We start from the raw sequence: 22,672 nt of genomic DNA, 5'->3' as shown, positions 1-22,672 counted from the left end.
GGCCGCATGCTAACCTGACCCCAACAGCGCCGGAGAGCGCTTGGGGGCGGTGCAAGTGCATTTTGGTTTGTTCTTTGTCTCGTTTGGTCGGTCGTCTCGCGGTGTGACGGCCTTGGCTGCCTGCGTCTCGGCGGCCGTGAGCCTGTTCGCCGTCAACTCGGCGCAGGCCCAAAGCTTCACGTGGGGTGGCAGCGGCAGCACGACGAGCACAGCCGACTACCAACTCCCGACCAACTGGTCGACGACGTCGCCCGGTGCGCCGCCGATCCTCCCGACCCAATCCGCCATTTTCGATTCGACGGGATCGGCGACGGTCACCATCGCTGGCGGTCCGATGCTGCCGGACTCCTGGACTTTCACCGCCAATTCGCAGTCGTACACGATCGGCGGCAATCCGGTTAACTTCGCTCTGACGGGGCCAACCGGCGGTTTGATTAACCGGGCCAACAACGGCCAGACCATCACCATCAGCGCCAACATCAACGACGGACTTGCGCCAGGGGTGATGGTGCAGCAGCTAGCCAACAGCACGTTGGTGCTTGCGGGCACTAACGGCTACACCGGCGGCACGCTGATCTCGGCCGGTACGGTGCAGGTGACCAACGCCAATTCGGTCGGCACCGGCACCATCACGCTGAACGGCGGCATCTTCCAGATGCAGTCGCCGACGGTCTCGAGCGTTGCCTTCTCCAACAACATCGCGGTCAACGCGGCCGGAGGCACGGTCGATGCGAACGGCGCTCAGGTCAATCTTCAGGGCGTGATCGCCGATGGTGCAGGCGCGGGCGTTCTGCGCTTGATCGACTCGTCCGCGTCCGGCGTGTCCAACGTCCAGCTCTCCGGCGCCAACACCTACACGGGCGGCACGCTGGTGGTCGACACGACCGTTGTCGTCACCAACAACAAGTCGGTCGGGTTAGGCACGGTCACGCTGGACAACGCGGCATTCCAGGCCGACGGCCTCGGTCACCTGACCTTCAGCAATAATTTCAGGATCAACACGTCTGCCACCGGCAGTGCGATCGACGCCAACGGCGTGACGCTCATGATCGCCGGCAACATCGCCGACGGCAATGGCCCCGGCAAGCTGACGGTGCTGGACGCTTCAGGCGGCCTTGGTCGCGTGGTGCTGCTCGGCACCAACACCTATACCGGCGGCACCACGATCTGCGATTGCGCGACGTTGCAACTCGGCGACGTCGGCCGCACTGCCTCGATCGTCGGCCAGGTCAACGTCGACGGCAAGTTCGACATCGTCAACGCCGACACGTCGGGGATCACGAAAATCGTCAACGACGGCTTCAACGGGGTCGCCACCACGACGTTCCACAATTCCACGACGGCGTCGACGGCGATCATCGACAACGTGAATTTCGGCATCACGCAGTTTCGTGACAGCAGTACCGCCGGCAATGCCTCCGTGAGCAACAACAACGGCGCACTCACGATCTTCCGCGACACCAGCTCCGCCGGCAATGCCACGTTCAACAACAGCAATGGCGGCACCGTGGTGTTCGGCGACGCGCTTGGCCCTCCCGGCGGCTCGGACACCAGCACCGCCGGCAAGGCGGTGTTCAACAACCAGGACGGCGGCGGCGTTGTGTTCCTCGGCCACACCAATGCGGGTCAGGCTACCATCATCAACGGCGCCAACGGCGGCTCGACGCAGTTCTTCGAGTCCTCGTCGGCCGCATCGGCGACGATCATCACGAGCGCGACCGGCTTCACCGGCTTCTTCCAGAACAGCACTGCGGCGAACGCAACGATCGACAACAGTGGCAACACCTATTTCGGCACGTCGGGCTTCAGCACGACGGAGGCACCGACCGCGGGCAACGCGACGATCACCAACCATTCCGGCGGCTTCCTGATCTTCGGTGCATATGCCACCGCCGGAAACGCCACCATCACCACCGAGAGCGGTGCCAACGTCAAGTTTTTCGACAACGCGACCGGCGGCACGGCGCAATTCATCACCAACGGCACCGGTTTTGTGGATTTCGGCGGCAGCCTTGGGCCGGGCGGCGACGGCCGCATCACGGCAGGCTCGATCGCGGGCTCAGGTATCTACTATATCGGTGCCGCCAACACGCTCACGGTCGGCGGCAACAATCTCTCGACCAATGTCAGCGGCGTGATCGCCGATTTCGATCCCTGCGGTTGCGGCCCGACCGGGCCCGGCAATCTGGAAAAGACCGGCAGCGGCACGCTGACCCTGTCGGGCCTCAACACCTATACCGGCACCACAATTATCAATGGCGGCATCCTGCAAGTCGACGGCTCGATCGTGTCGTCGAGCTCGGTGACGGTGAATTCAGGCGGCGCGCTTTCCGGCATCGGCACCGTCGGCAACACGACGATCGCAAGCGGCGGCATCCTGATGCCCGGCAACGCGACGCCGGGCAGCTTCCTGAACGTCGCAGGCAATCTCGCATTCCAGTCCGGTGCGCTCTATCTCGTCGGGCTCAATGCGGGCGCCTCGACATCAACCAAGGTGACCGGTGCGGCGACGCTTGCCGGTTCGGTCGGCGTCAGCGTCGCTGCCGGCAGCACGGTGATGAAGCAATACACCATCCTGTCAGTGGACGGCGGCCGCAACGGCACGTTCGCCGGCGTCGATTCGACCGGGTTGCCGTCGGGGCTGGTCGCGACGCTCGGCTACGACGCCAGGAATACCTACCTCAACTTCACGCTCGACTATGCCGCGAAGTCGAAGCTCAATATCAACCAGGGCAACGTCGCCACCACGCTGCAGAACTTCTTCAATGCCAATGGCGGCATCAGCGCGGCGTTCGCGGGACTGTCGCCGAATGGCCTGACGCAGGCCTCGGGCGAGGGCGCGACCGGATCGCAGCAGGCGATGTTCAACGCGATGAACCAGTTCCTCGGTCTACTGACTGATCCCTTTGTCGCCGGACGCGATGGCGGTTTTGGTGGCGGCGCGGGGGCGACGCCATTTGCCGCGGAGAGCGCGTCGCTCGCCTACGCGGCGCGCAAGAGCGAGCCGCGCGATGCGCTGGCTGCGATCTACACCAAGGCGCCGCCGCTGCAGCCCGATTTCGCGCAACGCTGGAGCATCTGGGCGGCAGGTTATGGCGGCTCGCAGACCACCAGCGGCAATGCGGTGCTGGGCTCGAACAACAGCAGCAGCAGTATCTATGGCACGGCGGTCGGCGCCGACTACCGCTTCTCGCCGAACACCATTGCCGGCTTTGCGCTCTCCGGTGGTGCCACCAGCTTCAGCGTCAACGGTCTCGGCTGGGGCCGCTCGGACCTGTTCCAGGCCGGCGCGTTCGTCCGTCACACCGTCGGTGCGGCGTACCTGAGCGCAGCGCTCGCCTATGGCTGGCAGGACATCACCACCGACCGCATCGTCACTGCTGCGGGCGTCGATCATCTGCGCGCCAACTTCAATGCCAATGCGTGGTCGGGCCGGCTCGAGGGCGGCTATCGCATCGCGACACCGTGGCTCGGGCTGACGCCGTACGCGGCGGCCCAGTTCACCAGCTTCGAGTTGCCGAACTATGCGGAGAGCGTGGTCTCCGGTGGCGGCGCCTTCGCGCTGAACTATGCCGCGAAGAGCGTCACCGACGTCAGGAGCGAGCTCGGCCTGCGCTCCGACAAGTCGTTCGCGGTCGACGGCGGCATCGTGACGCTGCGCGGCTGCGTCGCCTGGGCGCATGACTTCAATCCGAACCGCAGCGCGGCGGCCGTGTTCCAGGCGCTGCCGGGCGCGGCCTTCGTGGTCAATGGCGCAGCGCAGGCCAGCGAGTCCGCGCTGGCTACGGCCTCGGCGGAGATCAAGTGGCGCAACGGCTGGTCGGCGGCTGCGACCTTCGAGGGTGAATTCTCCAACGTCACCCAGTCCTACGCCGGCAAGGGCGTTATGCGCTATACGTGGTGACCCTCCGTGCTATAGCCTCCCGCAGCGAAAGCCTGTCCCGGACTTGATCCGCGACAGTGTATTTCGCGGGACGAAATACGCATCAAAATGAGTGGGACGAAACCCACGCGGGAGGAAACATGCGTGCAGCGATCTTCAGAAACGGCGAGATTGTCGTCGACCAGATGCCGGAACCGAAGCCGGGCGCCGGCCAGGTGCTGGTCAAGTCGCTCGCCTGCGGCATTTGCGGCTCCGATCTGCACGCACGCAAGCATGCTCACCGGATGGTGGAGTTGAGCAAGTTCCTGCCCGGCCGCACGCCGATGGATCTGTCGCGCGACGTCGTGTTCGGCCACGAGTTCTGCTGCGAGATCCTCGATTACGGCCCGGGCACCACGCGCAAGCTGAAGCCCGGCACGCAAGTCTGCTCGCCGCCGGCGCTGCTGACGCCGGAGGGCCCGAAGGGCATCGGCTATTCCAACGATTACCTCGGCGCCTATGCCGAGCAGATGCTGCTCAGCGAGCCGCTGCTGCTTGAAGTGCCGAACGGCCTTGCCGCCGAGCACGCCGCGCTCACCGAGCCGCTTGCGGTCGGCGTCCATGCGGTGGCGATGGCCAACATCAAAGGCGGCGAGGTGCCGCTGGTGATCGGCTGCGGGCCGGTCGGCCTTGCGGTGATCGCGGCGCTGAAGATCAGGGGGCTCGGCCCGATCGTCGCCGCCGACTACTCGCCGGCGCGGCGGCTGCTCGCCGAGAAGATGGGCGCCGATGTCGTGGTCGATCCCGCCAAGACGCAGCCTTATGCGAGCTGGGCCGAGCACGCCCAGATGACCGAAGCCGAGAAGGCGGCGCGGCCGCCGATGCAGGCGCTGCTGCCGCCGCTCAAGCCCGCGCTGATCTTCGAATGCGTCGGCGTGCCCGGCGTGTTGCAGCAGGTGTTCGAGGGCGCCCCGCGCAGCGCCCGTGTCGTCGTGGTCGGCGTCTGCATGGAGACCGACAAGTCGGAGCCGATGCTCGGCATCATCAAGGAGCTCAACGTCCAGTACGTGCTCGGCTACACGCCGGAGGAGTTCGCCTATTCGCTGCGCCTGATCGCGGAAGGCCAGGTCGATGCCGCATCGCTCGTCACCGGCCGCGTCGGCATCGACGGCGTCGCGCAGGCCTTTGCCGATCTCGCCAACCCCGAAGCGCACACCAAGATACTGGTCGAGCCGTGGCGTTGAGCTGACGGCGTCGCGCGGTTTGCATTTCGTGACGCCGAACCTATAGTTCGCCGTCTCTTATCGCACTGACAGCACGCACCTCATGCGCGTTTCAATCATCACGGGAGGCGGCTCCGGCATCGGCGCCGCGGTTGCGCGCCGGCTCGCCGGCCCCGATCAGGGACTGATGCTGCATGGCCAGGGTGCCGAAGCCAGCGGGCTGGCACGGCTCAATTCGGTTGCGGAGGAATGCCGCAGCAAAGGCGCCAAGGTCGCGGTCTCTACCGGCGATCTCGCCGGTGCCGGCGCGGGTACGTCGCTGGTCGCGGCTGCGCGCGCCGCATTCGGGCCGATCGACAGCATCGTGCACGCTGCGGGCTTCGCCGATCGCCGCGATTTCGCCAGCCTGCCGCGCGAGGCGCTGGAGCGCGCCTTTGCGGTGATGGCGGCGGCATTCCACGAGATCGCGGCGGCCGCGTTGCCTGACCTCGCGCGCGGCGCGCAGGGCCGCGTCATCGCGGTATCGAGCTTCGGGCCGCATCGTTTCGTGCCCGGCGCCACTTATCCGGGATCGGCCGCCGCGAAGGCTGCGCTCGAAGTGCTGGTGAAGTCGCTCGCAGTCGAGCTCGCGGCATCGGGCGCAACCTCAAATGCCGTGATGCCCGGTTATACGCGCAAGGACCCCGGCCTGTTCGGCGCGCTGGACACCGCGACCTGGGAGCGGGTGGCGAAGGCCAATCCGATGCAGCGGCTGGCCGAGCCCGACGAGGTCGCCGCGGTCGTCGCCTTCCTGCTGTCGCCGGAAGCGGGCCACATCACCGGCGCCACGCTGCCGGTCGATGGCGGCCTGACCTTAATGTGACGGCATGAGCGAGGGCGCGTCCGCACAGCAGGTTGACGTCGCCGTGCTCGGCGCCGGCATGGTCGGCGTCTCGGCGGGCCTTGCCGCACGGCAGCGCGGTCTCTCCGTCGTCATCGTCGACCGCCGCGAGCCGGGCAGCGAAACCTCCTATGGCAATGCCGGCATCATCTCGTCGGGCTCGATCCTGCCGCTCAACACGCCACAGCTTTTGAAGAACCTGCCGAAGTATCTCACCAACACCCATCCGGCGCTGCGCTGGAATCTTCCGTGGGCGCTCGCCAATGCCGGCTGGGTGATCCGCTTCCTCGCCGCGGCGATACCATCGCAGACCAAACCGCGCGCCGCCGCGCTGCACGGCCTGATCGGGACGTCGCTGGCGCTGCATCGCGACTGGATCGTGCAGGCGGGCGCCGGCCATCGCATCCGTGAGACCGGCTGGCTCAAGGCCTGGCGCGGCGACGGGCTGGCGGCCGCCAGGGCCGAGCAGGCGGCGCTCGCCGAATTCGGCATCAAAAGCGAGGTGCTCGATCGCCAGGCGATCTCCGCGCTCGAGCCCAACATCATCCCCGCCTATAGCACGGGTCTCCTGCACACCCAGACGGCATCGGTCGATTCACCTGGCGCGGTGGTCAAGGCCTATGCGCAGATGCTCGCCGCCAGCGGCGGCACGGTGCGGCAATCCGAGATCCGGCGGATCGCACAACAAGGTGATGGCTGGCACGTGCAGCTTGCCGACGGCGCGATCGCCGCGCGCCATGTTGTGGTTGCGCTCGGCCCATGGTCGGCGGAGCTGTTGCGGCCGCTCGGCTATCGCGTGCCGCTGGCATTCGAGCGCGGCTATCACCAGCATTTCGTGCCGAACCCGGCACGCAAATTGCTGCGGCCGATCCATGATGCGGAGGGTGCATTTCTGATGACGCCGATGGAGCAGGGCGTTCGCGTCACCAGCGGCGTTGAGCTCACCGCGCGCGACGCGCCGTCGAACTATGCGCAGCTCGAGGCGGTGGTGCCGATGGCGCGCGGCGTCGTCGAATTCGGCGATGCGGTCGGCGAACGCTGGCGCGGCGCGCGGCCGACGCTGCCCGACAGCTTGCCGATGATCGGCAAAGCGCCGCTGCATCGCGGTCTCTGGCTTGCCTTCGGCAACCAGCATATCGGCTTCACCACCGGTCCCGGAACGGGCGCCGCGGTCGCGGCGATGATCGCAGGCTTTGCGCCGCCGTTCGACGTGAAGGCCTTCTCGCCGGGCCGGTATATCGCGTGACTCGCGCGAGGCCGCCTGCGATGCTGGGAACGCTAGGCGAGCGCAAGACGCGCGGCAACCGAGGGGCAGGATGAACTACGTCTGGGATTTCGGGATCCTCGCCAGGTACAGCCATCTGTTCTGGCTCGGGCTCGGCTGGACCATGGCCTATACGATCGGCACCATCATCTTAGGGACTTTGATCGGCCTGATCGTCGGCATGCTGCGGCTGCGGCGCATTCCCGTGATCGACTGGCTCCTGATCGCCTATATCGAGCTGTTCCGCTGCACGCCGCTGCTGGTGCAGATCATCTGGTTCTACTACGCGTTTCCGGTCGTGATCGGCGTCAACATCCCGGCGCATGTCGCAGCCGTCAGCGTGCTGTCGCTCTATGGCGGTGCGTTCTATGCCGAGATCGTGCGCGGCTCGATCGAGAGCGTGCCGGTCGGGCAGTGGGACGCGGCGAAGGCGCTCGGCTTCCGCGGCTGGCGGCTGATGCGGCTCGTGATCCTCCCGCAGGCGCTGAAGCCGATGATGGCGCCCTATGTCAACCAGTCGGTGACGCAGCTGAAGAACACCTCGCTGGTCTCGATCATCGCGGTGCCCGATCTCGTCTACAACGCGACGCTGATCAACGCCGACACCTACCGGCCGCTCGAGGTCTACACCATCGTAGCGTTGATCTATTTTGCGATCCTGTTTCCGTCGACGCTGGTGGCCAGGCGGCTGGAGCGCGGGCTGACGTATGACAAGGTGTGACTTGCTTCACCTCTCCCGCTTGCGGGGGAGGTCGGATCGCATCGTTAGATGTGATCCGGGTGGGGGCTTTCTCCACACGATAGAGCGTCGCTGGTGGCGATACCCCCACCCCAACCCTCCCCCGCAAGCGGGAGAGGGAGATCACTGCCGTCTTGGAAATCACCTCAGATACTCAGCTCCACCGGCACATCCTCCGGCTTGACGCCGGCTAGGCCGAGGCCCTTGACGAACCATTCGCGCATCTGGCCGATGCCGCGGTTGTAGTCGACCCACACCGACAGGAAATCGCGCCAGCGCTTGTCCTGTTCGCGCCGCACCGCCATGCCGCTCGCGATCGTCACCGAGGGCGAGGCCAGGATCTTGTAGGTGCCGAGGTTCGGGTTCTTGGCGATCGCGGTCAGCCCGAGCACCAGCGCGTTGACCACGCAATCGACGCGGCCCGACGACATTTCCAGCATCACTTCATCGCGCGACTTCAGCGACTTGATGGTGGCGTTCGGCGCAAAGCGCCGGGCCACCGCCTCGTTGGCCGAGCCGACGTCGACCGCGATCTTGACCTCGGGCTTGTTGATGTCGGCCCAGGTCTTGGCCTCCAGCCCTTTCTTCAGCATCGCGCCGAACGGATGCGGGAACACCAGATTGGTGAAATCCACCACCAGCGCCCGCTGCGGGGTCGGGTTGAGCGCGAAGCCGAGGTCGATCTTGTTGGCCTGCAGATCAAGGATTGAATTGCCGTAGGTCGACTCGACATACTCGAGTTTGACGTCGAGCAGCTTGGCGAGGTCGTTGGCCATCTCGATCGAGAAGCCGGACCAGGTGCCGGTGGCGAGGTCCTTGTTGAAATAGGGCAGCTCGCCCGGCAGCACCGCGATCCGCAGCACCTTGTTGGCCCTGATCCGGTCGAGCGTGTTGTCGGCCTGGGTCTGCGCCGAGGCCGGGGTTGCCATGGCGGCCGCGAGCGCCGCGCCGCCGCCGATCCCGAGCGCATAGCGCAGCGCGTCGCGGCGATCTTCGGAAATTGCGATGTCGTCGGATTGAGTCAAGCGGGCCTCCCTGCACCAGATCGGGGAAGCCTAGCGTCGGTATCCGGTGCCAGCAAGTGCGCGCGCCTGCACCATTGGTAGGCGTGGCGAAGAGAAGATGCCTATCTCTTCACCTCGCCCAGCTTGCGGCAGGCCGATCGCATATAGCCTGCCTGCGCAGGGGGGCACTGCCAAAATATCGAAAACAACCCCATGCAAAGTAGCCGGCGGCGTACCGGCATTCGACACGGCAACTTGACATGTCGGGCAAATCAGTGCCATTATTCTATTATTCAGAAATAGTGCAGGCGCGCCTTCCCCTCTCCCAGTAAGAACGGGGAGAGGAGAAACGACCCGCATCAATACGTTCCCGGCACGTACATTTCCGGCGGGATCGGGCCGCGGTGATAGTCGGGGTTGCGCACCCGCGGCGGCAGCACCACCGGTTGGTGCGTGACCTGCTGATAGGGGATCTGGGTCAACAGATGCGAGATGCAGTTGAGCCGAGCGCGCTTCTTGTCGACGGCATCGACGATCCACCACGGCGAGTCCTGCAGGTGCGTGCGCTCAAGCATCGTCTCCTTGGCCTTGGTGTAGAGCTCCCAGCGGGTCCGCGCCTCGACATCCATCGGGCTCAGCTTCCACTGCTTCAGCGGATCGTGGATCCGCATCGAGAAGCGGAACGCCTGTTCCTCGTCGGTGATCGAGAACCAGTATTTCAGCAGGATGATGCCGGAGCGGATCAGCATGCGCTCGAATTCCGGCACCGACCTGAAGAACTCCTCATACTGCTCGTCGTTGCAGAACCCCATCACCTTCTCGACGCCGGCGCGGTTGTACCAGCTGCGGTCGAACAGCACGATCTCGCCGCCGGCCGGCAGATGCGAGACATAGCGCTGGAAGTACCATTGCGTGCGTTCGCGCTCGTTCGGCGCCGGCAGCGCCGCGACACGGCAGATGCGCGGGTTGAGCCGCTGGGTGATGCGCTTGATGACGCCGCCCTTGCCGGCGGAATCTCGGCCCTCGAACAGCACGACGACCTTCTTCCTCTCGTGCTGCACCCAGTCCTGCAACTTGACCAGCTCGCCCTGCAACCGCAGCAATTCACGGAAGTAGACCTTGCGATCGATCGACGGGCTTCCGGCGGCCCCGTCGTGGTCGAACTCGTCGAGCCTCACGTCGTCGAGCTCGAGCTCGAGTTCCTCGTCGAGGCTGTCGGCCATCTCCTGGTGGACGCGGGCGCGCAAGGCTTCGTCGCGGGAGGCTTCGCCGCGCAAGGCTTCATCTCGGGCGGCTTCGTCGGTGAGGTCGGAGGCGGTCATGAAGGTCCGTCTTTCAGTGTGCTAGATCGATCGGCGGGAGCATTGACGGGCGATGTTACCCCTCTATGACATTGGCATGACCGCTGTTTCACGCAGCCGGCGGGACTGTGCTAACAAGCGATGACAAGATCAAAAAGGAGACGCCGATGATTTCGCTCACGCCAAAAGACGTCCTGCCCGAGGACGGCACCGCCGGCACGCTGGTCGGACGGGTCTGGCTGCCGCAGGCGGGCGGACCCGCCGTGGTCGCGGTGCGGGGTGACGGCGTGTTCGACGTCACCGCGCGTTTCCCCACCGTGAGCGCGCTGTGCGAGGAAGCCGATCCTGCGGCCGCGTTGCGTGCCACGCGCGGCGAGCGGATCGGCGATTTCGAGGCGATCCTCGCCAACACGCCGCCCGATGGCCGCGACGCGACAAGACCGCATCTGCTCGCGCCGGTCGACCTGCAGGTGCTGAAAGCCGCCGGCGTCACTTTTGCGATCTCGATGCTGGAGCGCGTGATCGAGGAGCGGGCGCGCGGCAATCCGTCGTCGGCGGAGGCAATCCGCAAGGAGGTGGTGCGCCTCGTCGGCGACGATCTCTCCAAGCTGAAGCCGGGCTCGGAGCCAGCGATGCGGTTGAAGCAGGTGCTGATCGACCAGAATGCCTGGAGCCAGTATCTGGAGGTCGGCATCGGCCCCGACGCTGAAGTGTTCACCAAGGCGCCGACGCTGTCCTCGGTCGGTACCGGGATGGATGCCGGGCTGCATCCGAAATCGACCTGGAACAATCCGGAGCCGGAGGTCGTGCTTGTCGTCTCCGGCGCCGGCAAGATCGTCGGCGCCGCGCTCGGCAACGACGTCAACCTGCGCGATTTCGAGGGTCGCTCGGCGCTCTTGCTGTCGAAGGCCAAGGACAACAACGCCTCCTGCGCGATCGGCCCGCTGCTGCGGCTGTTCGACGGGACCTTCTCGCTCGACGACGTCAGGAAGATGGATGTCGGCCTGACCGTGAAGGGCGCGGACGGCTTCGTGCTCGAGGGCCATTCCTCGATCTCCAAGATCAGCCGCGATCCGACCGATCTGGTCGCCCAGACCATCGGGCCCGTGCATCAATATCCCGACGGCTTTGCGCTGTTCCTCGGCACGATGTTCGCACCGGTCAAGGATCGCGACGCCAAGGGCGAGGGTTTTACCCACAAGCGCGACGACATCGTCACCATCGACGCGCCCCAACTCGGCAAGCTCGTCAACCGCATGCGGGGCAGCGACGAATGCGAGCCCTGGACTTTCGGCGTCGGCGCGCTGATGAAGAACCTCGCGCAGCGCAAGGTGCTGTGACGGAGAGCGCTACGCGTAGGGTGGGTTAGCGAAGCGTGACCCACCATCTTGCCGCGCGACACGGTGGGTTACGCCTTGAGCTAACCCACCCTACGCACCTCGCTCCTTGTCATTGCGAGGAGCGAAGCGACGAAGCAATCCATGTCTCTCCTTGCAGCACCATGGATTGCTTCGCGGAGCCTGTCATCGGGCGCGCGTTCGCGCGACCCGTTGGCTCGCAATGACGGTGCACGTCGCTGCAAGACGAGGCGCGGCTCAACGTCCGGCTAAGACGTGCTATTGTGCTTGCTGTCGCCGCCGGCGTTGTCGAACATGTTCAGAAACCTGCGCGGCAGATCAATCGCGTGCTGCAACTTGAGGGCGCGCGGATGCGTGAAATCCGGAGCGACCGCTTGTCGCGCCCTTATGTGATCCAGTTCATCCTCGTTCGCGCTGCTTCGCTTCAGCATACGGGCTCGACGCGAACAGAAGGAGTCGCGGACATGAGCGAGCAGCCATCGAATGGAATGCCCGATTGGCTCACGACCGACATGCTGGTGATTGCCGTCGCACTGGCCATCATCGTGATTGGCATGTGGATCGCGCCGTAGCCTGGTTGCTCCGGCTGGTTGCCCCGTTGAGATACCGCGGGATGTGTCACCGCCATAGGCGCGAGGCGATGGCGCGCCTTACAAGCCGATCATCCGGAAGATCATGCCGCCGACATTCGGACCATGATGGTGATGGCGGCGATGACGGCTTCGCGGCGGTTCGTCACCGCCTGCGGCGGCCATCGCGCTCCTGCCGCCGTCCCGCTCGGGGCCGACAGCGTCGAACGCAGCCTTCTGCTCGTCGCTGAGCGCGCTGTAGAAAGTGTCCACGGCCGGACGTACCGTCCCGATCGCCTGAAGCATGGAATCGAGTCTCGCTCCGACCGCCGCAAGGCGTGCCGGTGGCGTGCGCGCATCGGTGGGCGGACAGGACGATTTCAGGGTGTCCTCGGCCTTTGTCGCAGCGTCCCGCAAGGCATCGAGGCTCGCACGCTGTGCATCGGTTGGCTTGACGTTGCGTTCGATGATGTCGCCGGGCCATGCGATGGCGGCGGGCTGCGCCGTATTGCAGTTGCCGTTGTCCGCCGTCGCCTCGCGCTGGCCACGGTGCTGATCTGCCACCAGCGCGGTCACCTTCGCTTTCTGGTCGTCGCTGAGCAGCCCATAGAACCTCTCCAGCGCCGGCTGAAGGATCCCGACTGCGTCGCGCATGGCCTGGAGGCGCTGCTGCATCGCGGCGAGGCGGCTCGGCGCCGTCAGCGGCACGTCCTTGGGGCATGAATTGAGAATGGTCGCGGACGCCTTTTGCGATGCGCTGGCGAGGTCGTCGAGCGCGGTGCTCTGCTCCGCATTGGGCTGGATGGCGCTGCGGAATTGCTCGATCGGGAAGCCCGCGATATCGCTTCTGTCGCTGCCGCACATGTCGGCAAGGGTTGTGGTCTGAGCGGTGGCGCGCGATCGACCCGTGGGCGGCGGCCGGGGACCGGCATAGCCGGGCAGGTAATAGGCATAGCCGCTCAAGGCATCGTAGTCATAGGGACCGAACAGGCCGGCATACAGATCGCCATAGCCGTAATCCCAGAAGTACGGGTCATAGCCCCCGCCCCACCAGGCGTAGTCATAAAGATCGTAATAGGCATACGGCCAGAAGATCGGGCCGACCCAGCCATAGCCGCCATTCGGATGGCGCCACCACCCAACGCCACCCATGGCGGCTCCGGCGGCGGCCGTCGTGATCGCGGCGCGCGTCATCGGATTGCGCAAGCCGCCAGGCTGGCGCAGGGCGGTGCTGATCTGGCGTGAGGCCAACGCGTGCCCCACGGCGCTCGCATTGTGCCGCATCGCAGCGGGTGAGGCGGCACGTTGGCCGGCAGCTACGTTCGGCGCGGTGCGCGCAGCGTGAGCGGCTGGACGGAATTGGGAATGACGCGCAGCGGAGCCGCCGCTGAGCCTCGTGCCTCCTCTTGCAGCGGGATGAATGGTGTGAAAGCCGCCGCCACGAGCGCCGCTGGCGTGAAATCCGCCGCCGTGGAAACCACCACCATGGAAGCCGCCTCCGCCACCATGAAAGCCGCCGCCGCCGTGACCTCCACCGCCATGTCCGCCGCCGCCATGACCTCCGCCGCCGCGAGCATAGACGCTGCCTGCGAACAGCGCGGTCGATGCCGCGACTGCAAGGATCGCGGCGAACTTCAACACGGTGCATCTGTTGCGGGCAGCCCTCAGCATCTGTTCTCACCCCTTCGGATACTCAGTGATACCTGACATCAACATCGAAGGCCGCCGCTGGGTTCCCGCGACGATCTGGTCGCGGTGATCTATTTTGCCGGATGGAACTTGGGGCCAGGGCAACATCCGGCTTGGTTCACCGCGGCTGTGGTGCCAATCACTGAGTTGCCCGACGTACGGATGCGCAACTGCTTCCCCAGCCTTTACGGAGACGGGACCGGGCGATCCAGTACGCCGCGGCCTCTCGGTTCAAGCACGGGCGTCCCTGGAATACTGGATCACCGGATGCGCATGCGCGGGTGATGATTATCGCGCTGTTTGACATCTTGAATGGCGACTCATCCTCATCGTCGTCCTGGCGAAAGCCAGGACCCATTACCCCAATTGTTTGCCGATGCATGACGCTGGGGCCGCGATTCCATCCATCACCAAATGCGGTGGTTATGGGTCCTGGCTTTCGCCAGGACGACATCGTGGTGTTGGCACGGCTGGAGTTATCAACCAGCGCCCTCACACCGGCAACGCCGTCGAATACTTCACCTGGCTCAGCGCAAAGCTCGACTCGATCGAGGCGATGCCGTCGAGCCGGGTCAGCTTGTTCTTCAGGAACGCCTCATAGGAGGAGAGGTCGGCGGCGACGACGCGCAAGAGATAGTCGCGGTTGCCGGTCATCAAATAGCACTCGAGCACCTCGTCCCATTTCGAGATCGCGCGCGCGAAGCGGTTGAGGTCTTCCTCCTTCTGGCGTGCGAGCTTGATCGAGATGAACACCGAGACATGCAGCCCGAGCGATTTCTGGTCGACGGTTGCGATGTAGCGAGAGATCACGCCGCGCTCCTCGAGCAGCTTGACCCGGCGATGGCAGGGCGACACCGACAGCCCGACCTTGTCGGCGAGCTCCTGCATGGTCATGCGGCTGTCGGTCTGGAGCAGACTCAGGATCTTGCGGTCGATGGCGTCGAGGGCAGGCATTGGGATGAACTCGCAGGTGAGGGCCGGATCGTGGGAATTTATCCCAATTTTTCCTGTGCTGTCGCGTGGAATTGAGATTTTCGGCGGCCGCCGCGGCAGTAACATCGGGCATATTCGCTGGGAGCATTGCCATGGGAATCGCGCCTGAACGCCTCGACATGCTCACAGCCCTGGCCCGCAAGGTGCTGTGGCTGTCGTCGTGGACCATCCACCATGCCAACCATGTGCGGCCGTCGGCCGACGGGCTGAAAGTCGGCGGCCATCAGGCCTCGTCGGCCTCGCTCGCCAACATCATGTCGGCGCTTTATTTCTCGGTGCTGCGGCCGCAGGATCGCGTCGCGGTGAAGCCGCATGCGAGCCCGGTGTTCCATGCGATCCAGTATCTGTTCGGCCACCAGACCCGCGACAAGCTGGAGAATTTCCGCGGCTACAAGGGCGCGCAGTCCTATCCATCGCGCACCAAGGACACTGACGACGTCGACTTCTCCACCGGCTCGGTCGGCCTCGGCGTGGCGCAGACGCTGTTCGCCTCGCTGGTGCAGGACTACGTCAAGGCGCACGGCTGGCTGAAGGACCGGCCCGAGGGCCGCATGATCGCGCTGGTCGGCGACGCCGAGATGGACGAGGGCAACATCTTCGAGGCGCTGCTGGAGGGCTGGAAGCACGGCCTGCGCAACACCTGGTGGGTGGTCGACTACAACAGGCAGTCGCTCGACGCCGTGGTGCGCGAGGGGCTGTGGGCCAAGTTCGAGACCATGTTCCGCAATTTCGGCTGGGACGTGGTGATCGTGAAGTACGGCAAGCTGATGCTCGAGGCGTTCGCCGAGCCCGGCGGCGAAGCGCTGCGGCGCTGGATCGACAATTGTCCGAACCAGATGTACGCGGCGCTCTGCTTCCAGGGCGGCGCGGCGTTCCGCAAGCATCTGCGTGACGATATCGGCGACCAGGGCGACGTGTCGGCGCTGATCGATCGCCGCAGCGACGACGAACTGCTGGCGCTGATGTCGAATCTTGGCGGCCACGACATGGCGAGCATGATCGAGGCCTTCGAGGCGATCGACCATGATCGTCCGGTGTGCTTCATCGCCTACACCATCAAGGGCGTTGGCCTGCCGATGCAGGGCCACAAGGACAACCACGCCGGCCTGATGACGGTCGCGCAGATGGAGAAGTGGCGCGCTGCGCAGAACATCCGCACCGGCCATGAGTGGGACAAATTCGAGGGCCTGGCGCAGGAGCCCGCGAAGCTCGAGGCGTTCCTGGCCGAGGCGCCGTTCAACCGCGAGGGGCGCCGCCGGCTCTCGGCGCCTGAAATCGACGTGCCGGAGCGGCTGGCCTTCAAGGCCTCGGCGCAGATGTCGACGCAGCAGGGTTTTGGCCTGGTGCTGCACGAGCTGGCGCGCGGCGACAGCGAGCTTGCGTCGCGCATCGTCACCGTTTCGCCCGACGTCACCGTGTCGACCAATCTCGGCGCCTGGGTCAACCGCCGCGGCCTGTTCGCGAAGGCGGAGAACCACGACCTGTTCCGGCAGGAGAAGATCCCGTCAGCCTACACCTGGGAATATTCGCCGAAGGGCCAGCACCTCGAGCTCGGCATCGCCGAGATGAATCTGTTCATCATGCTGTCGGCGCTCGGCCTGTCGCAGCAGATCAACGGAACACGGCTGCTGCCGGTCGGCACGCTCTACGACCCCTTCATCGAGCGCGGCCTCGATGCGTTGAACTACGCCTGCTACCAGGACGCCCGCTTCATGGTGGCGGCGACGCCGTCGGGCATTTCGCTGGCGCCGGAAGGCGGCGCGCATCAGTCGATCAAGACGCCGTTGATCGGGATCGGGCAGGACGGGCTCGCCTCGTTCGATCCGGCGTTCGTCGATGAACTTGCCGTGATCATGGGCTGGGGCTTCGGCCACATGCAGCGCGAGGGCGCCGAGGGTGGTTCGGTTTACTTGCGACTCTCGACCCGGACGCTGGAGCAACCGCAGCGGATCATGACACCGGACCTGCAGCGCGACATCACCGATGGCGCCTACTGGATGCGCAAGCCGGGCCCGAACTGCGACATCGTTGTTGCGTATACCGGCACCGTCGCGCCGGAGGCGATCGAGGCGGTCGGCCTGATCGGCGAGAGCCACCGCGATGTTGGTCTCCTGGCGGTCACCTCGGCCGACCGGCTCTATGCGGGTTGGTCCGCCGCGCGGAATTTGCGCCGCGACCGCCGTGGCACGCAGCATCTGAGTCATATCGAGCGGATGCTGGCGCCGCTCGGCCGCGACTGCGGCATCGTGACCGTGATCGACGGCCATCCGGCCTCGCTCGGCTGGCTCGGCAGCGTGCGCGGCCACCGCCTCGAGGCGCTCGGCGTCGAGCATTTCGGCCAGACCGGGACGATCGGAGACCTCTACCGGCACTATGGCATCGACGCCAACGCCATCATCGACGCGGCGGAAAGCCTCTCGGTCGGCGCCCCGGTGCGGCATCGCAAGATGGCGGTGTAATAGGGGATCTTTCCCCATCGTCATCCCGGCCGAGTGCGCAATTGCGCACGGGGGCCGGGATCCATAACCACAAGTGGAAGTAAGTAAGCGCGACTCGCTTTAACAGCTCCCTTACCAATTGCTGTCGGTGGTTATGGGCCCCGACCTTCGCCGGGGCGACGAAGGCGACCTTGCCAGCTGCGCGCAACCGACCTTATATCCCCTGGGCGTGCACGAGCCGCGCCCCGCATATGGCGGGTTCAATTCGCCCTGCTTTCGTGCAAGGATGCCTGCCGAACGCTTTCCGTTCCCCTTATCCATACGCCCCCTACAAGAGGTTTCCGATGGTCAATCGTATGCAATTCTACATCGATGGCGCCTGGGTCGATCCCGTCGTCAAAGGCAAGTCCACCCCCGTCGTCAATCCGGCGACCGAAGAAGCGATGTATGAGATTGCGCTCGGCTCCAAGGCCGACGTCGACAAGGCAGTCGCCGCCGCCAAGCGCGCGTTCGAGACCTATTCCAAGACCAGCCGCGAGGAGCGCATCGCGCTGCTCACGAAGGTCGTCGAGGTCTACAAGGGCCGCATGAAGGAGATCGGTGCCGCCGTCTCCGACGAGATGGGCGCTCCGCTGCCGATGGCCGAGAAGCTGCAGGCCGGCGCCGGCCTTGGCCACCTCATGAACACCCTCGAAGTGCTGAAGAAGTACGAGTTCGAGGAGACCATGGGCACCGCCGTGATCGTGCGCGAGCCGGTCGGCGTCGTCGGCATGATCACCCCCTGGAACTGGCCGCTCAACCAGATCGCCTGCAAGGTCGCGCCCGCGCTCGCCGCCGGCTGCACCATGATCCTGAAGCCGTCGGAGTTCACCCCGACCTCGGCGCTGATCTTCGCGGAAATCCTCCATGAAGCCGGCGTGCCGAAGGGCGTGTTCAACCTCCTCAACGGCCTCGGCCCGGAGGTGGGTGCCGCGATGAGCGAGCATCCGGACATCGACATGATCTCGTTCACCGGCTCGACCCGCGCCGGCGTCGATGTCGCCAAGCGCGCCGCGCCGACCGTGAAGCGCGTCAGCCAGGAACTCGGCGGCAAGTCGCCGAACGTGATCCTCGAGGGTGCCGACCTCGCCAAGGCGGTGACCGGCGGCGTGATGCACATGTTCAACAACTCGGGCCAGTCCTGCAATGCGCCGTCGCGCATGATCGTGCCGCTCTCCAAGATGAAGGAAGTGGCTGCGATCGCGAAGGGCGTCGCCGACAAGACCAAGGCCGGCGATCCGCGCGCCGACGGCACGACGATCGGTCCGGTCGTCAACCGCGGCCAGTGGGACAAGATCCAGGCGCTGATCCAGAAGGGCATCGACGAGGGCGCAACGCTCGTCGCCGGTGGTCCGGGCCTGCCCGAGGGCGTCAACAAGGGCTTCTATGTCCGTCCGACCATCTTCGCCGACGTCACCAACGACATGACGATCGCGCGCGAGGAAATCTTCGGGCCGGTGCTGACCATCCTCGGCGCCAAGGACGAGGCTGAGGCGGTGAAGATCGCCAACGACACGCCCTACGGTCTCGCCGGCTACGTCTCCGCCGACACCGTGGAAACCGCGCGCCGCGTCGGCCGCCAGATCCGCGCCGGCAACGTCAACCTGCAGGGCGTGCCGAACGAGCGCTCCGCGCCGTTCGGTGGCTACAAGCAGTCCGGCAACGGCCGCGAGTGGGGCCGCTACGGTCTGGAAGAATATCTCGAGGCCAAGGCGGTCGCCGGCTACAACGCCGCGTAAGCCGAGCCACGAGAGACAACATTTTGGCGCCGGGGCGGATCACCGCTCCGGCGTCAGACGTTTTGGAGGTGTAACTTTTGATCGTCGTCCCGGCGAAGGCCGGGACCCATTACCACTGGACTTCGTTTTTGCGAAGATTGCGGCCCGAGCTTGCTCAACCAAATGCATCGGTGGTTATGGGTCCCGGCTTTCGCCGGGACGACCAAAGAAAACTAACCGCCGAGCGCGCCCTGGGTGTTGACGTAGAGCGCATAGATCGACTGGCTGGCCGCCATGAACAGGCGGTTGCGCTTCAGTCCGCCGAAGCAGAGGTTGGCGCAGCGCTCCGGCAGCGCGATGCGGCCGATCATGACGCCGTCGGGCGCGTACACGACGACGCCGTCGAGTTCGGGATCGCCCATGCCCCAACCGCACCACAGATTGCCGTCGATGTCGCAGCGCATGCCGTCAGGCGTGCCGGGACCGGCATCGATGAACACGCGCTTGTTGGAGATCGTCTTGCCGTCAGCGGAGACGTCATAGGCCAGGATCTTGCGATTCGGCTCGCCGCGGGATTCCACGACATAGAGGATCTTCTCGTCCGGCGAGAAGCACAGCCCGTTCGGGCCGAGCACGCCCTCGGCGACGATGCTGGCCTTGCCGGTTTCGGGATCGAGCCGGTAGACGTTGGGCTCGATCTCGGGATCGGCCTTGTAGCCCTCGTAATTGCCGAGCAGGCCGAAGATCGGATCGGTGAACCAGATCGCGCCGTCGGATTTCACCACGACGTCGTTCGGCGAGTTCAGCCGCTTGCCGCCGAAGGAATCGATCAGCACCGTAATCGATCCGTCATATTCGGTGCGCACCACGCGGCGGCCGCCATGCTCGCAGGTGATCAGCCGGCCCTGGCGATCGCGGGTGTTGCCGTTGGCGAAGTTCGACGGCTTGCGGAAGATGCTGACCGCGCCGGTCTCTTCCTCCCATTTGAGGATGCGCTGGTTCGGGATGTCGCTGCACAACAGGTAGCGGCCATCGCCGAACCACACCGGGCCTTCGGCCCAGCGCAGGCCGGTGGCGATGCGCTCAACGGCGGAGAGCTTCAGCCAGTATTTCTCGAAGCGCGGGTCGAGCGCGTGGATCGCGGGATCGGGATAACAGGTCGCGGGACGCCAGCCGGCGGAATGAACATCGGACATTTGCTGTTCTCGTTGTTGTGTTTCGATGGTGTTTCCTTGAGCGCATGGTTTGCTATCATTGTCGGCCTGCGACCGCAATTCGGTCGCAGCAAACAGGAAAGACGAGGGACGGCATGCCACGCATATTGATGACCGGCGCATCGGGGGGAATCGGCACCAGCCTGCGCAAGCTGCTGCCGCCGATCTATCCGGATGTCCTGCTCAGCGACATCAAGCCTCCCGCCGATCTCGGCAGCAACGAAAAATTCAAGGCGGCCGATCTCGCCGACCTCGCCGAGGTCGAGGCGATCTGCGAAGGCGTCGACGGCATCCTGCATTTCGGCGGCTATTCGGTCGAAGGTTCCTGGGATGCGATCCTGCAGGCCAACATCATCGGCTGCTACAATCTGTTCGAGGCGGCGCGCAAGAAGGGCGTCAAGCGCGTGATCTTCGCCTCGTCCAATCATGCGGTCGGCTTCTACCCGCGCCATCACCGCATCGGTGCCGATGTCACCGCGCGGCCGGACAGCCGTTATGGGGTGAGCAAGGTGTTCGGCGAAGGCGTCGGCGCGCTCTATGCCGACAAGCACGGCATCAAGGTGACCTGCATCCGGATCGGCAATTTCGGCGAGGCGCCGCTCGATCACCGCAGGCTCTCGATCTGGCTCAAGCCGGAGGATCTGGTGCAGCTCTGCCGCATCGGGCTTGAACATCCCGACATCCATTTCGAGGTGCTGTATGGCGCGTCCTACAACGAGCGCTCGTGGTGGGACAATCACCGCGCCTACGATCTCGGCTATCGTCCAACGGGTCGTGGCGAAGACTTCCGCGAGCACGCGATGGCCGAGCAGGCCAAGCTGCCGCCCGATCCCGTCGGCGACTATTACCAGGGCGGTACGTTCTGCAGCATGGAGTTCGACGGCGACAGGACGAGGGTGATCGACTGGAAGAAATGATCAGTCGTCGCACTGCGGCAGCTGCTTCACGGCCTCGGTGTGCTGGCGCTGCGGCTCACTCGAGCTTTGCCCGGATGCCTTGGGTGCGCTTCCGGGCCCGTCATAGGTCTGGGAGAAGTGGGCGAGCGGGAAGTTGAGGCTGATCTTCTGTCCAGTCAGGTTCTTCGCTTCCACCACGATCGCTTGCGCGTGCTTCAGCCGTTCGATCAGCTCGCCATTGGCCTCCAGCGTGCCGCCGCAGCCGAGCGCGTAGCAATGCGTCCTGGCGACCTGCATCGGCTCGTCCTGATCGATCCGCAGGCTGATCGTGCCTTCCAGCATGGTCCGCGTTCCGACATTAGCGGTGAGCAGCGCGCGCGTGCTGGTCTGCGGCGAGACGCTGATGGTGCCGCCCGACGGCGCGCACTGGCCGCGCGCGGCGGCAGCGACGAAGCAACTCGCTTCGGTGAGGCAGGTTTTGGTCCAGGGCACATAGGTGAGCTCAGCCGCACGCGGATCGGCCGCGTCGGCAATGCCGCCGAGTGCGAGCTGCACGGCGAATGATCCAAGGAATATTGCCACGTAACGCATCGCCGTCTCCTTCGCGAGGAGGCCGCGTATCGCGCTATTGCGGCTTTTTGTCGTTGGAGATGCGGACGAGATAGTCCGCCTTGCTGTACTGCATGTGATCGACGCAGAGCTGCGCCAGCGCCCAGCTGTCGCGGCCCTTCAAGAGCTCGATCATCAATTCGTGCTGGCGGCGCGACAATGCGAGGCCTTCGCTGTCGGCGAGGTTCTTGGCGCGCATCGGCAACGTCAGGTTCATGTAGTCCTGCAGCGAGCGGACCAGGTAGGGATTGCCGCAGGCGGAGAACAGCGCGAGGTGGAACGCATCGTTGGTCTCATGGATGCCGCGCATGTCCTGCGCGTCGGCCTTGACGCAGTAATGCCGTTGCAGCTCGCTCAATTGGTCGACCAGGCCGTCCGGCGCGGGCAGGGCGATCATCAGCGCGGCCTGGCGCGTCAGCATCTCGCGCACCTCGTAGATCTGCCGCACTTCCTCGGCCGAATAGAACCGCACCGTGGCGCCGACATTCTTCTCGCGCAGCACGATGCCCTGGCGTTCGAGCTGGAACAGCGCCTGGCGGACGAAATGCCGGCTCGCGCCGTAGCGCTGCATCAGGGTATCCTCGACCAGCCGGAGGCCGGGCGCGAAGCGGCCAAAGATGATGTCCTCCTCCAGCCGGCGGATCACTTCCGCCTGTTCCTCCTCGCGCGAGGGGGCCTGGAGTTCGGGCAATGTGGGCTCGGCTGTCATGCGCTCTCGGCTTCGGGTCGATGCCCAGAGGTCAGCATGACGCCATGGCTATTGTCAATAATGGGGGCGATTTTGCCGCAGGCCAGCCCCGCTCTCCCGCCAGATTATCTCATATTGACAATAATTCCTGCCGCTCCTTAAGTGCGGCCAACCAACACACGGAAAGA

The 22,672-nt window shown here is 65.2% G+C and carries 17 protein-coding genes; 10 read left to right on the top strand and 7 right to left on the bottom strand.

All coding sequences use genetic code 11. From position 1 onward, the window contains the following. Positions 1-112: 112 nt before the first annotated feature. From AAFG07_RS29540 to AAFG07_RS29520, 5 genes are all read left to right on the top strand, one after another. Entirely contained in the window at positions 113-3,904 is a 3,792-nt protein-coding gene (locus AAFG07_RS29540) for an autotransporter domain-containing protein (protein ID WP_342723289.1), read from the top strand. A gap of 119 nt (positions 3,905-4,023) precedes the next feature. Beyond that, entirely contained in the window at positions 4,024-5,106 is a 1,083-nt protein-coding gene (locus AAFG07_RS29535; RefSeq protein ID WP_342723288.1) for a zinc-binding dehydrogenase, read from the top strand. Between the two features lie 82 nt (positions 5,107-5,188). Next, a complete protein-coding gene (locus AAFG07_RS29530; protein WP_342723287.1) occupies positions 5,189-5,947 on the top strand; it encodes an SDR family oxidoreductase in 759 nt (252 codons plus the stop codon). A gap of 4 nt (positions 5,948-5,951) precedes the next feature. Beyond that, a complete protein-coding gene (locus AAFG07_RS29525) occupies positions 5,952-7,211 on the top strand; it encodes an FAD-dependent oxidoreductase (RefSeq protein WP_342723286.1) in 1,260 nt (419 codons plus the stop codon). A 70-nt stretch (positions 7,212-7,281) separates the two neighbouring features. Beyond that, on the top strand, positions 7,282-7,950 hold the full coding sequence (locus tag AAFG07_RS29520) for an amino acid ABC transporter permease (RefSeq protein ID WP_342723285.1): 669 nt from the start codon (positions 7,282-7,284) through the stop codon (positions 7,948-7,950). A 164-nt stretch (positions 7,951-8,114) separates the two neighbouring features. Here AAFG07_RS29520 and AAFG07_RS29515 read toward each other — a convergent pair whose 3' ends face one another. Next, positions 8,115-8,993: a transporter substrate-binding domain-containing protein gene (locus AAFG07_RS29515; RefSeq protein ID WP_342723284.1), complete on the bottom strand. Its 879-nt coding sequence runs from the start codon at positions 8,991-8,993 to the stop codon at positions 8,115-8,117. Between the two features lie 338 nt (positions 8,994-9,331). Continuing rightward, on the bottom strand, positions 9,332-10,294 hold the full coding sequence (gene ppk2 / locus AAFG07_RS29510; protein ID WP_342723283.1) for a polyphosphate kinase 2: 963 nt from the start codon (positions 10,292-10,294) through the stop codon (positions 9,332-9,334). 146 nt (positions 10,295-10,440) lie between these two features. Here ppk2 and AAFG07_RS29505 point away from each other — a divergent pair, with 146 nt between their 5' ends. Together AAFG07_RS29505 and AAFG07_RS29500 are read left to right on the top strand one after the other, a co-directional pair. Continuing rightward, complete coding sequence (locus tag AAFG07_RS29505; RefSeq protein ID WP_342723282.1) at positions 10,441-11,613, top strand: fumarylacetoacetate hydrolase family protein; 1,173 nt, start codon at positions 10,441-10,443, stop codon at positions 11,611-11,613. 281 nt (positions 11,614-11,894) lie between these two features. After that, positions 11,895-12,203, top strand: a complete 309-nt coding sequence (locus AAFG07_RS29500; RefSeq protein ID WP_342723281.1) for a hypothetical protein — start codon at positions 11,895-11,897, stop codon at positions 12,201-12,203. 78 nt (positions 12,204-12,281) lie between these two features. Here the strand turns inward: AAFG07_RS29500 and AAFG07_RS29495 are convergent, their stop codons facing one another. Both AAFG07_RS29495 and AAFG07_RS29490 read right to left on the bottom strand, forming a co-directional pair. After that, entirely contained in the window at positions 12,282-13,871 is a 1,590-nt protein-coding gene (locus AAFG07_RS29495) for a Spy/CpxP family protein refolding chaperone (RefSeq protein ID WP_342723280.1), read from the bottom strand. Between the two features lie 510 nt (positions 13,872-14,381). Beyond that, positions 14,382-14,843, bottom strand: coding sequence for an Lrp/AsnC family transcriptional regulator (locus AAFG07_RS29490; protein WP_024579268.1), 462 nt, complete (start codon positions 14,841-14,843; stop codon positions 14,382-14,384). A 131-nt stretch (positions 14,844-14,974) separates the two neighbouring features. Between AAFG07_RS29490 and AAFG07_RS29485 the strand changes: the two genes are divergently transcribed. Together AAFG07_RS29485 and AAFG07_RS29480 are read left to right on the top strand one after the other, a co-directional pair. After that, complete coding sequence (locus tag AAFG07_RS29485; RefSeq protein ID WP_342723279.1) at positions 14,975-17,341, top strand: transketolase; 2,367 nt, start codon at positions 14,975-14,977, stop codon at positions 17,339-17,341. A gap of 323 nt (positions 17,342-17,664) precedes the next feature. Continuing rightward, complete coding sequence (locus tag AAFG07_RS29480; RefSeq protein WP_076862559.1) at positions 17,665-19,098, top strand: aldehyde dehydrogenase family protein; 1,434 nt, start codon at positions 17,665-17,667, stop codon at positions 19,096-19,098. Between the two features lie 212 nt (positions 19,099-19,310). On the opposite strand, the gene AAFG07_RS29475 is transcribed toward AAFG07_RS29480, so the two are convergent. Further along, positions 19,311-20,273, bottom strand: coding sequence for an SMP-30/gluconolactonase/LRE family protein (locus AAFG07_RS29475; protein WP_342723278.1), 963 nt, complete (start codon positions 20,271-20,273; stop codon positions 19,311-19,313). 113 nt (positions 20,274-20,386) lie between these two features. Between AAFG07_RS29475 and AAFG07_RS29470 the strand changes: the two genes are divergently transcribed. Continuing rightward, positions 20,387-21,208 carry an NAD(P)-dependent oxidoreductase gene (locus AAFG07_RS29470; protein WP_342723276.1) on the top strand — a complete coding sequence of 274 codons (822 nt, stop codon included), beginning with the start codon at positions 20,387-20,389 and terminating at the stop codon, positions 21,206-21,208. Here the strand turns inward: AAFG07_RS29470 and AAFG07_RS29465 are convergent, their stop codons facing one another. After that, positions 21,209-21,778: an invasion associated locus B family protein gene (locus tag AAFG07_RS29465; protein WP_342723275.1), complete on the bottom strand. Its 570-nt coding sequence runs from the start codon at positions 21,776-21,778 to the stop codon at positions 21,209-21,211. 34 nt (positions 21,779-21,812) lie between these two features. Then, on the bottom strand, positions 21,813-22,505 hold the full coding sequence (locus AAFG07_RS29460) for a GntR family transcriptional regulator (protein ID WP_342723274.1): 693 nt from the start codon (positions 22,503-22,505) through the stop codon (positions 21,813-21,815). Between the last annotated feature and the right edge of the window lie 167 nt (positions 22,506-22,672).

This window comes from Bradyrhizobium sp. B097, from assembly GCF_038957035.1.
Taxonomy (GTDB): Bacteria; Pseudomonadota; Alphaproteobacteria; order Rhizobiales; family Xanthobacteraceae; genus Bradyrhizobium.
Note: the sequence above shows the minus strand (reverse complement) of the source record. Positions and strands in the feature narration are given on the sequence as shown.

What these genes read in the sequence shown, in the direction of transcription:
- AAFG07_RS29480 (WP_076862559.1), top strand. Translation starts at nt 17,665, where the DNA reads ATGGTCAATCGTATGCAATTCTACATCGATGGCGCCTGGGTCGATCCC.
- AAFG07_RS29530 (WP_342723287.1), top strand. Translation starts at nt 5,189, where the DNA reads ATGCGCGTTTCAATCATCACGGGAGGCGGCTCCGGCATCGGCGCCGCG.
- ppk2 (WP_342723283.1), bottom strand. Translation starts at nt 10,294, where the DNA reads ATGACCGCCTCCGACCTCACCGACGAAGCCGCCCGAGATGAAGCCTTG.
- AAFG07_RS29520 (WP_342723285.1), top strand. Translation starts at nt 7,282, where the DNA reads ATGAACTACGTCTGGGATTTCGGGATCCTCGCCAGGTACAGCCATCTG.
- AAFG07_RS29470 (WP_342723276.1), top strand. Translation starts at nt 20,387, where the DNA reads ATGCCACGCATATTGATGACCGGCGCATCGGGGGGAATCGGCACCAGC.
- AAFG07_RS29495 (WP_342723280.1), bottom strand. Translation starts at nt 13,871, where the DNA reads ATGCTGAGGGCTGCCCGCAACAGATGCACCGTGTTGAAGTTCGCCGCG.
- AAFG07_RS29525 (WP_342723286.1), top strand. Translation starts at nt 5,952, where the DNA reads ATGAGCGAGGGCGCGTCCGCACAGCAGGTTGACGTCGCCGTGCTCGGC.
- AAFG07_RS29490 (WP_024579268.1), bottom strand. Translation starts at nt 14,843, where the DNA reads ATGCCTGCCCTCGACGCCATCGACCGCAAGATCCTGAGTCTGCTCCAG.
- AAFG07_RS29535 (WP_342723288.1), top strand. Translation starts at nt 4,024, where the DNA reads ATGCGTGCAGCGATCTTCAGAAACGGCGAGATTGTCGTCGACCAGATG.
- AAFG07_RS29460 (WP_342723274.1), bottom strand. Translation starts at nt 22,505, where the DNA reads ATGACAGCCGAGCCCACATTGCCCGAACTCCAGGCCCCCTCGCGCGAG.
- AAFG07_RS29465 (WP_342723275.1), bottom strand. Translation starts at nt 21,778, where the DNA reads ATGCGTTACGTGGCAATATTCCTTGGATCATTCGCCGTGCAGCTCGCA.
- AAFG07_RS29505 (WP_342723282.1), top strand. Translation starts at nt 10,441, where the DNA reads ATGATTTCGCTCACGCCAAAAGACGTCCTGCCCGAGGACGGCACCGCC.
- AAFG07_RS29485 (WP_342723279.1), top strand. Translation starts at nt 14,975, where the DNA reads ATGGGAATCGCGCCTGAACGCCTCGACATGCTCACAGCCCTGGCCCGC.
- AAFG07_RS29475 (WP_342723278.1), bottom strand. Translation starts at nt 20,273, where the DNA reads ATGTCCGATGTTCATTCCGCCGGCTGGCGTCCCGCGACCTGTTATCCC.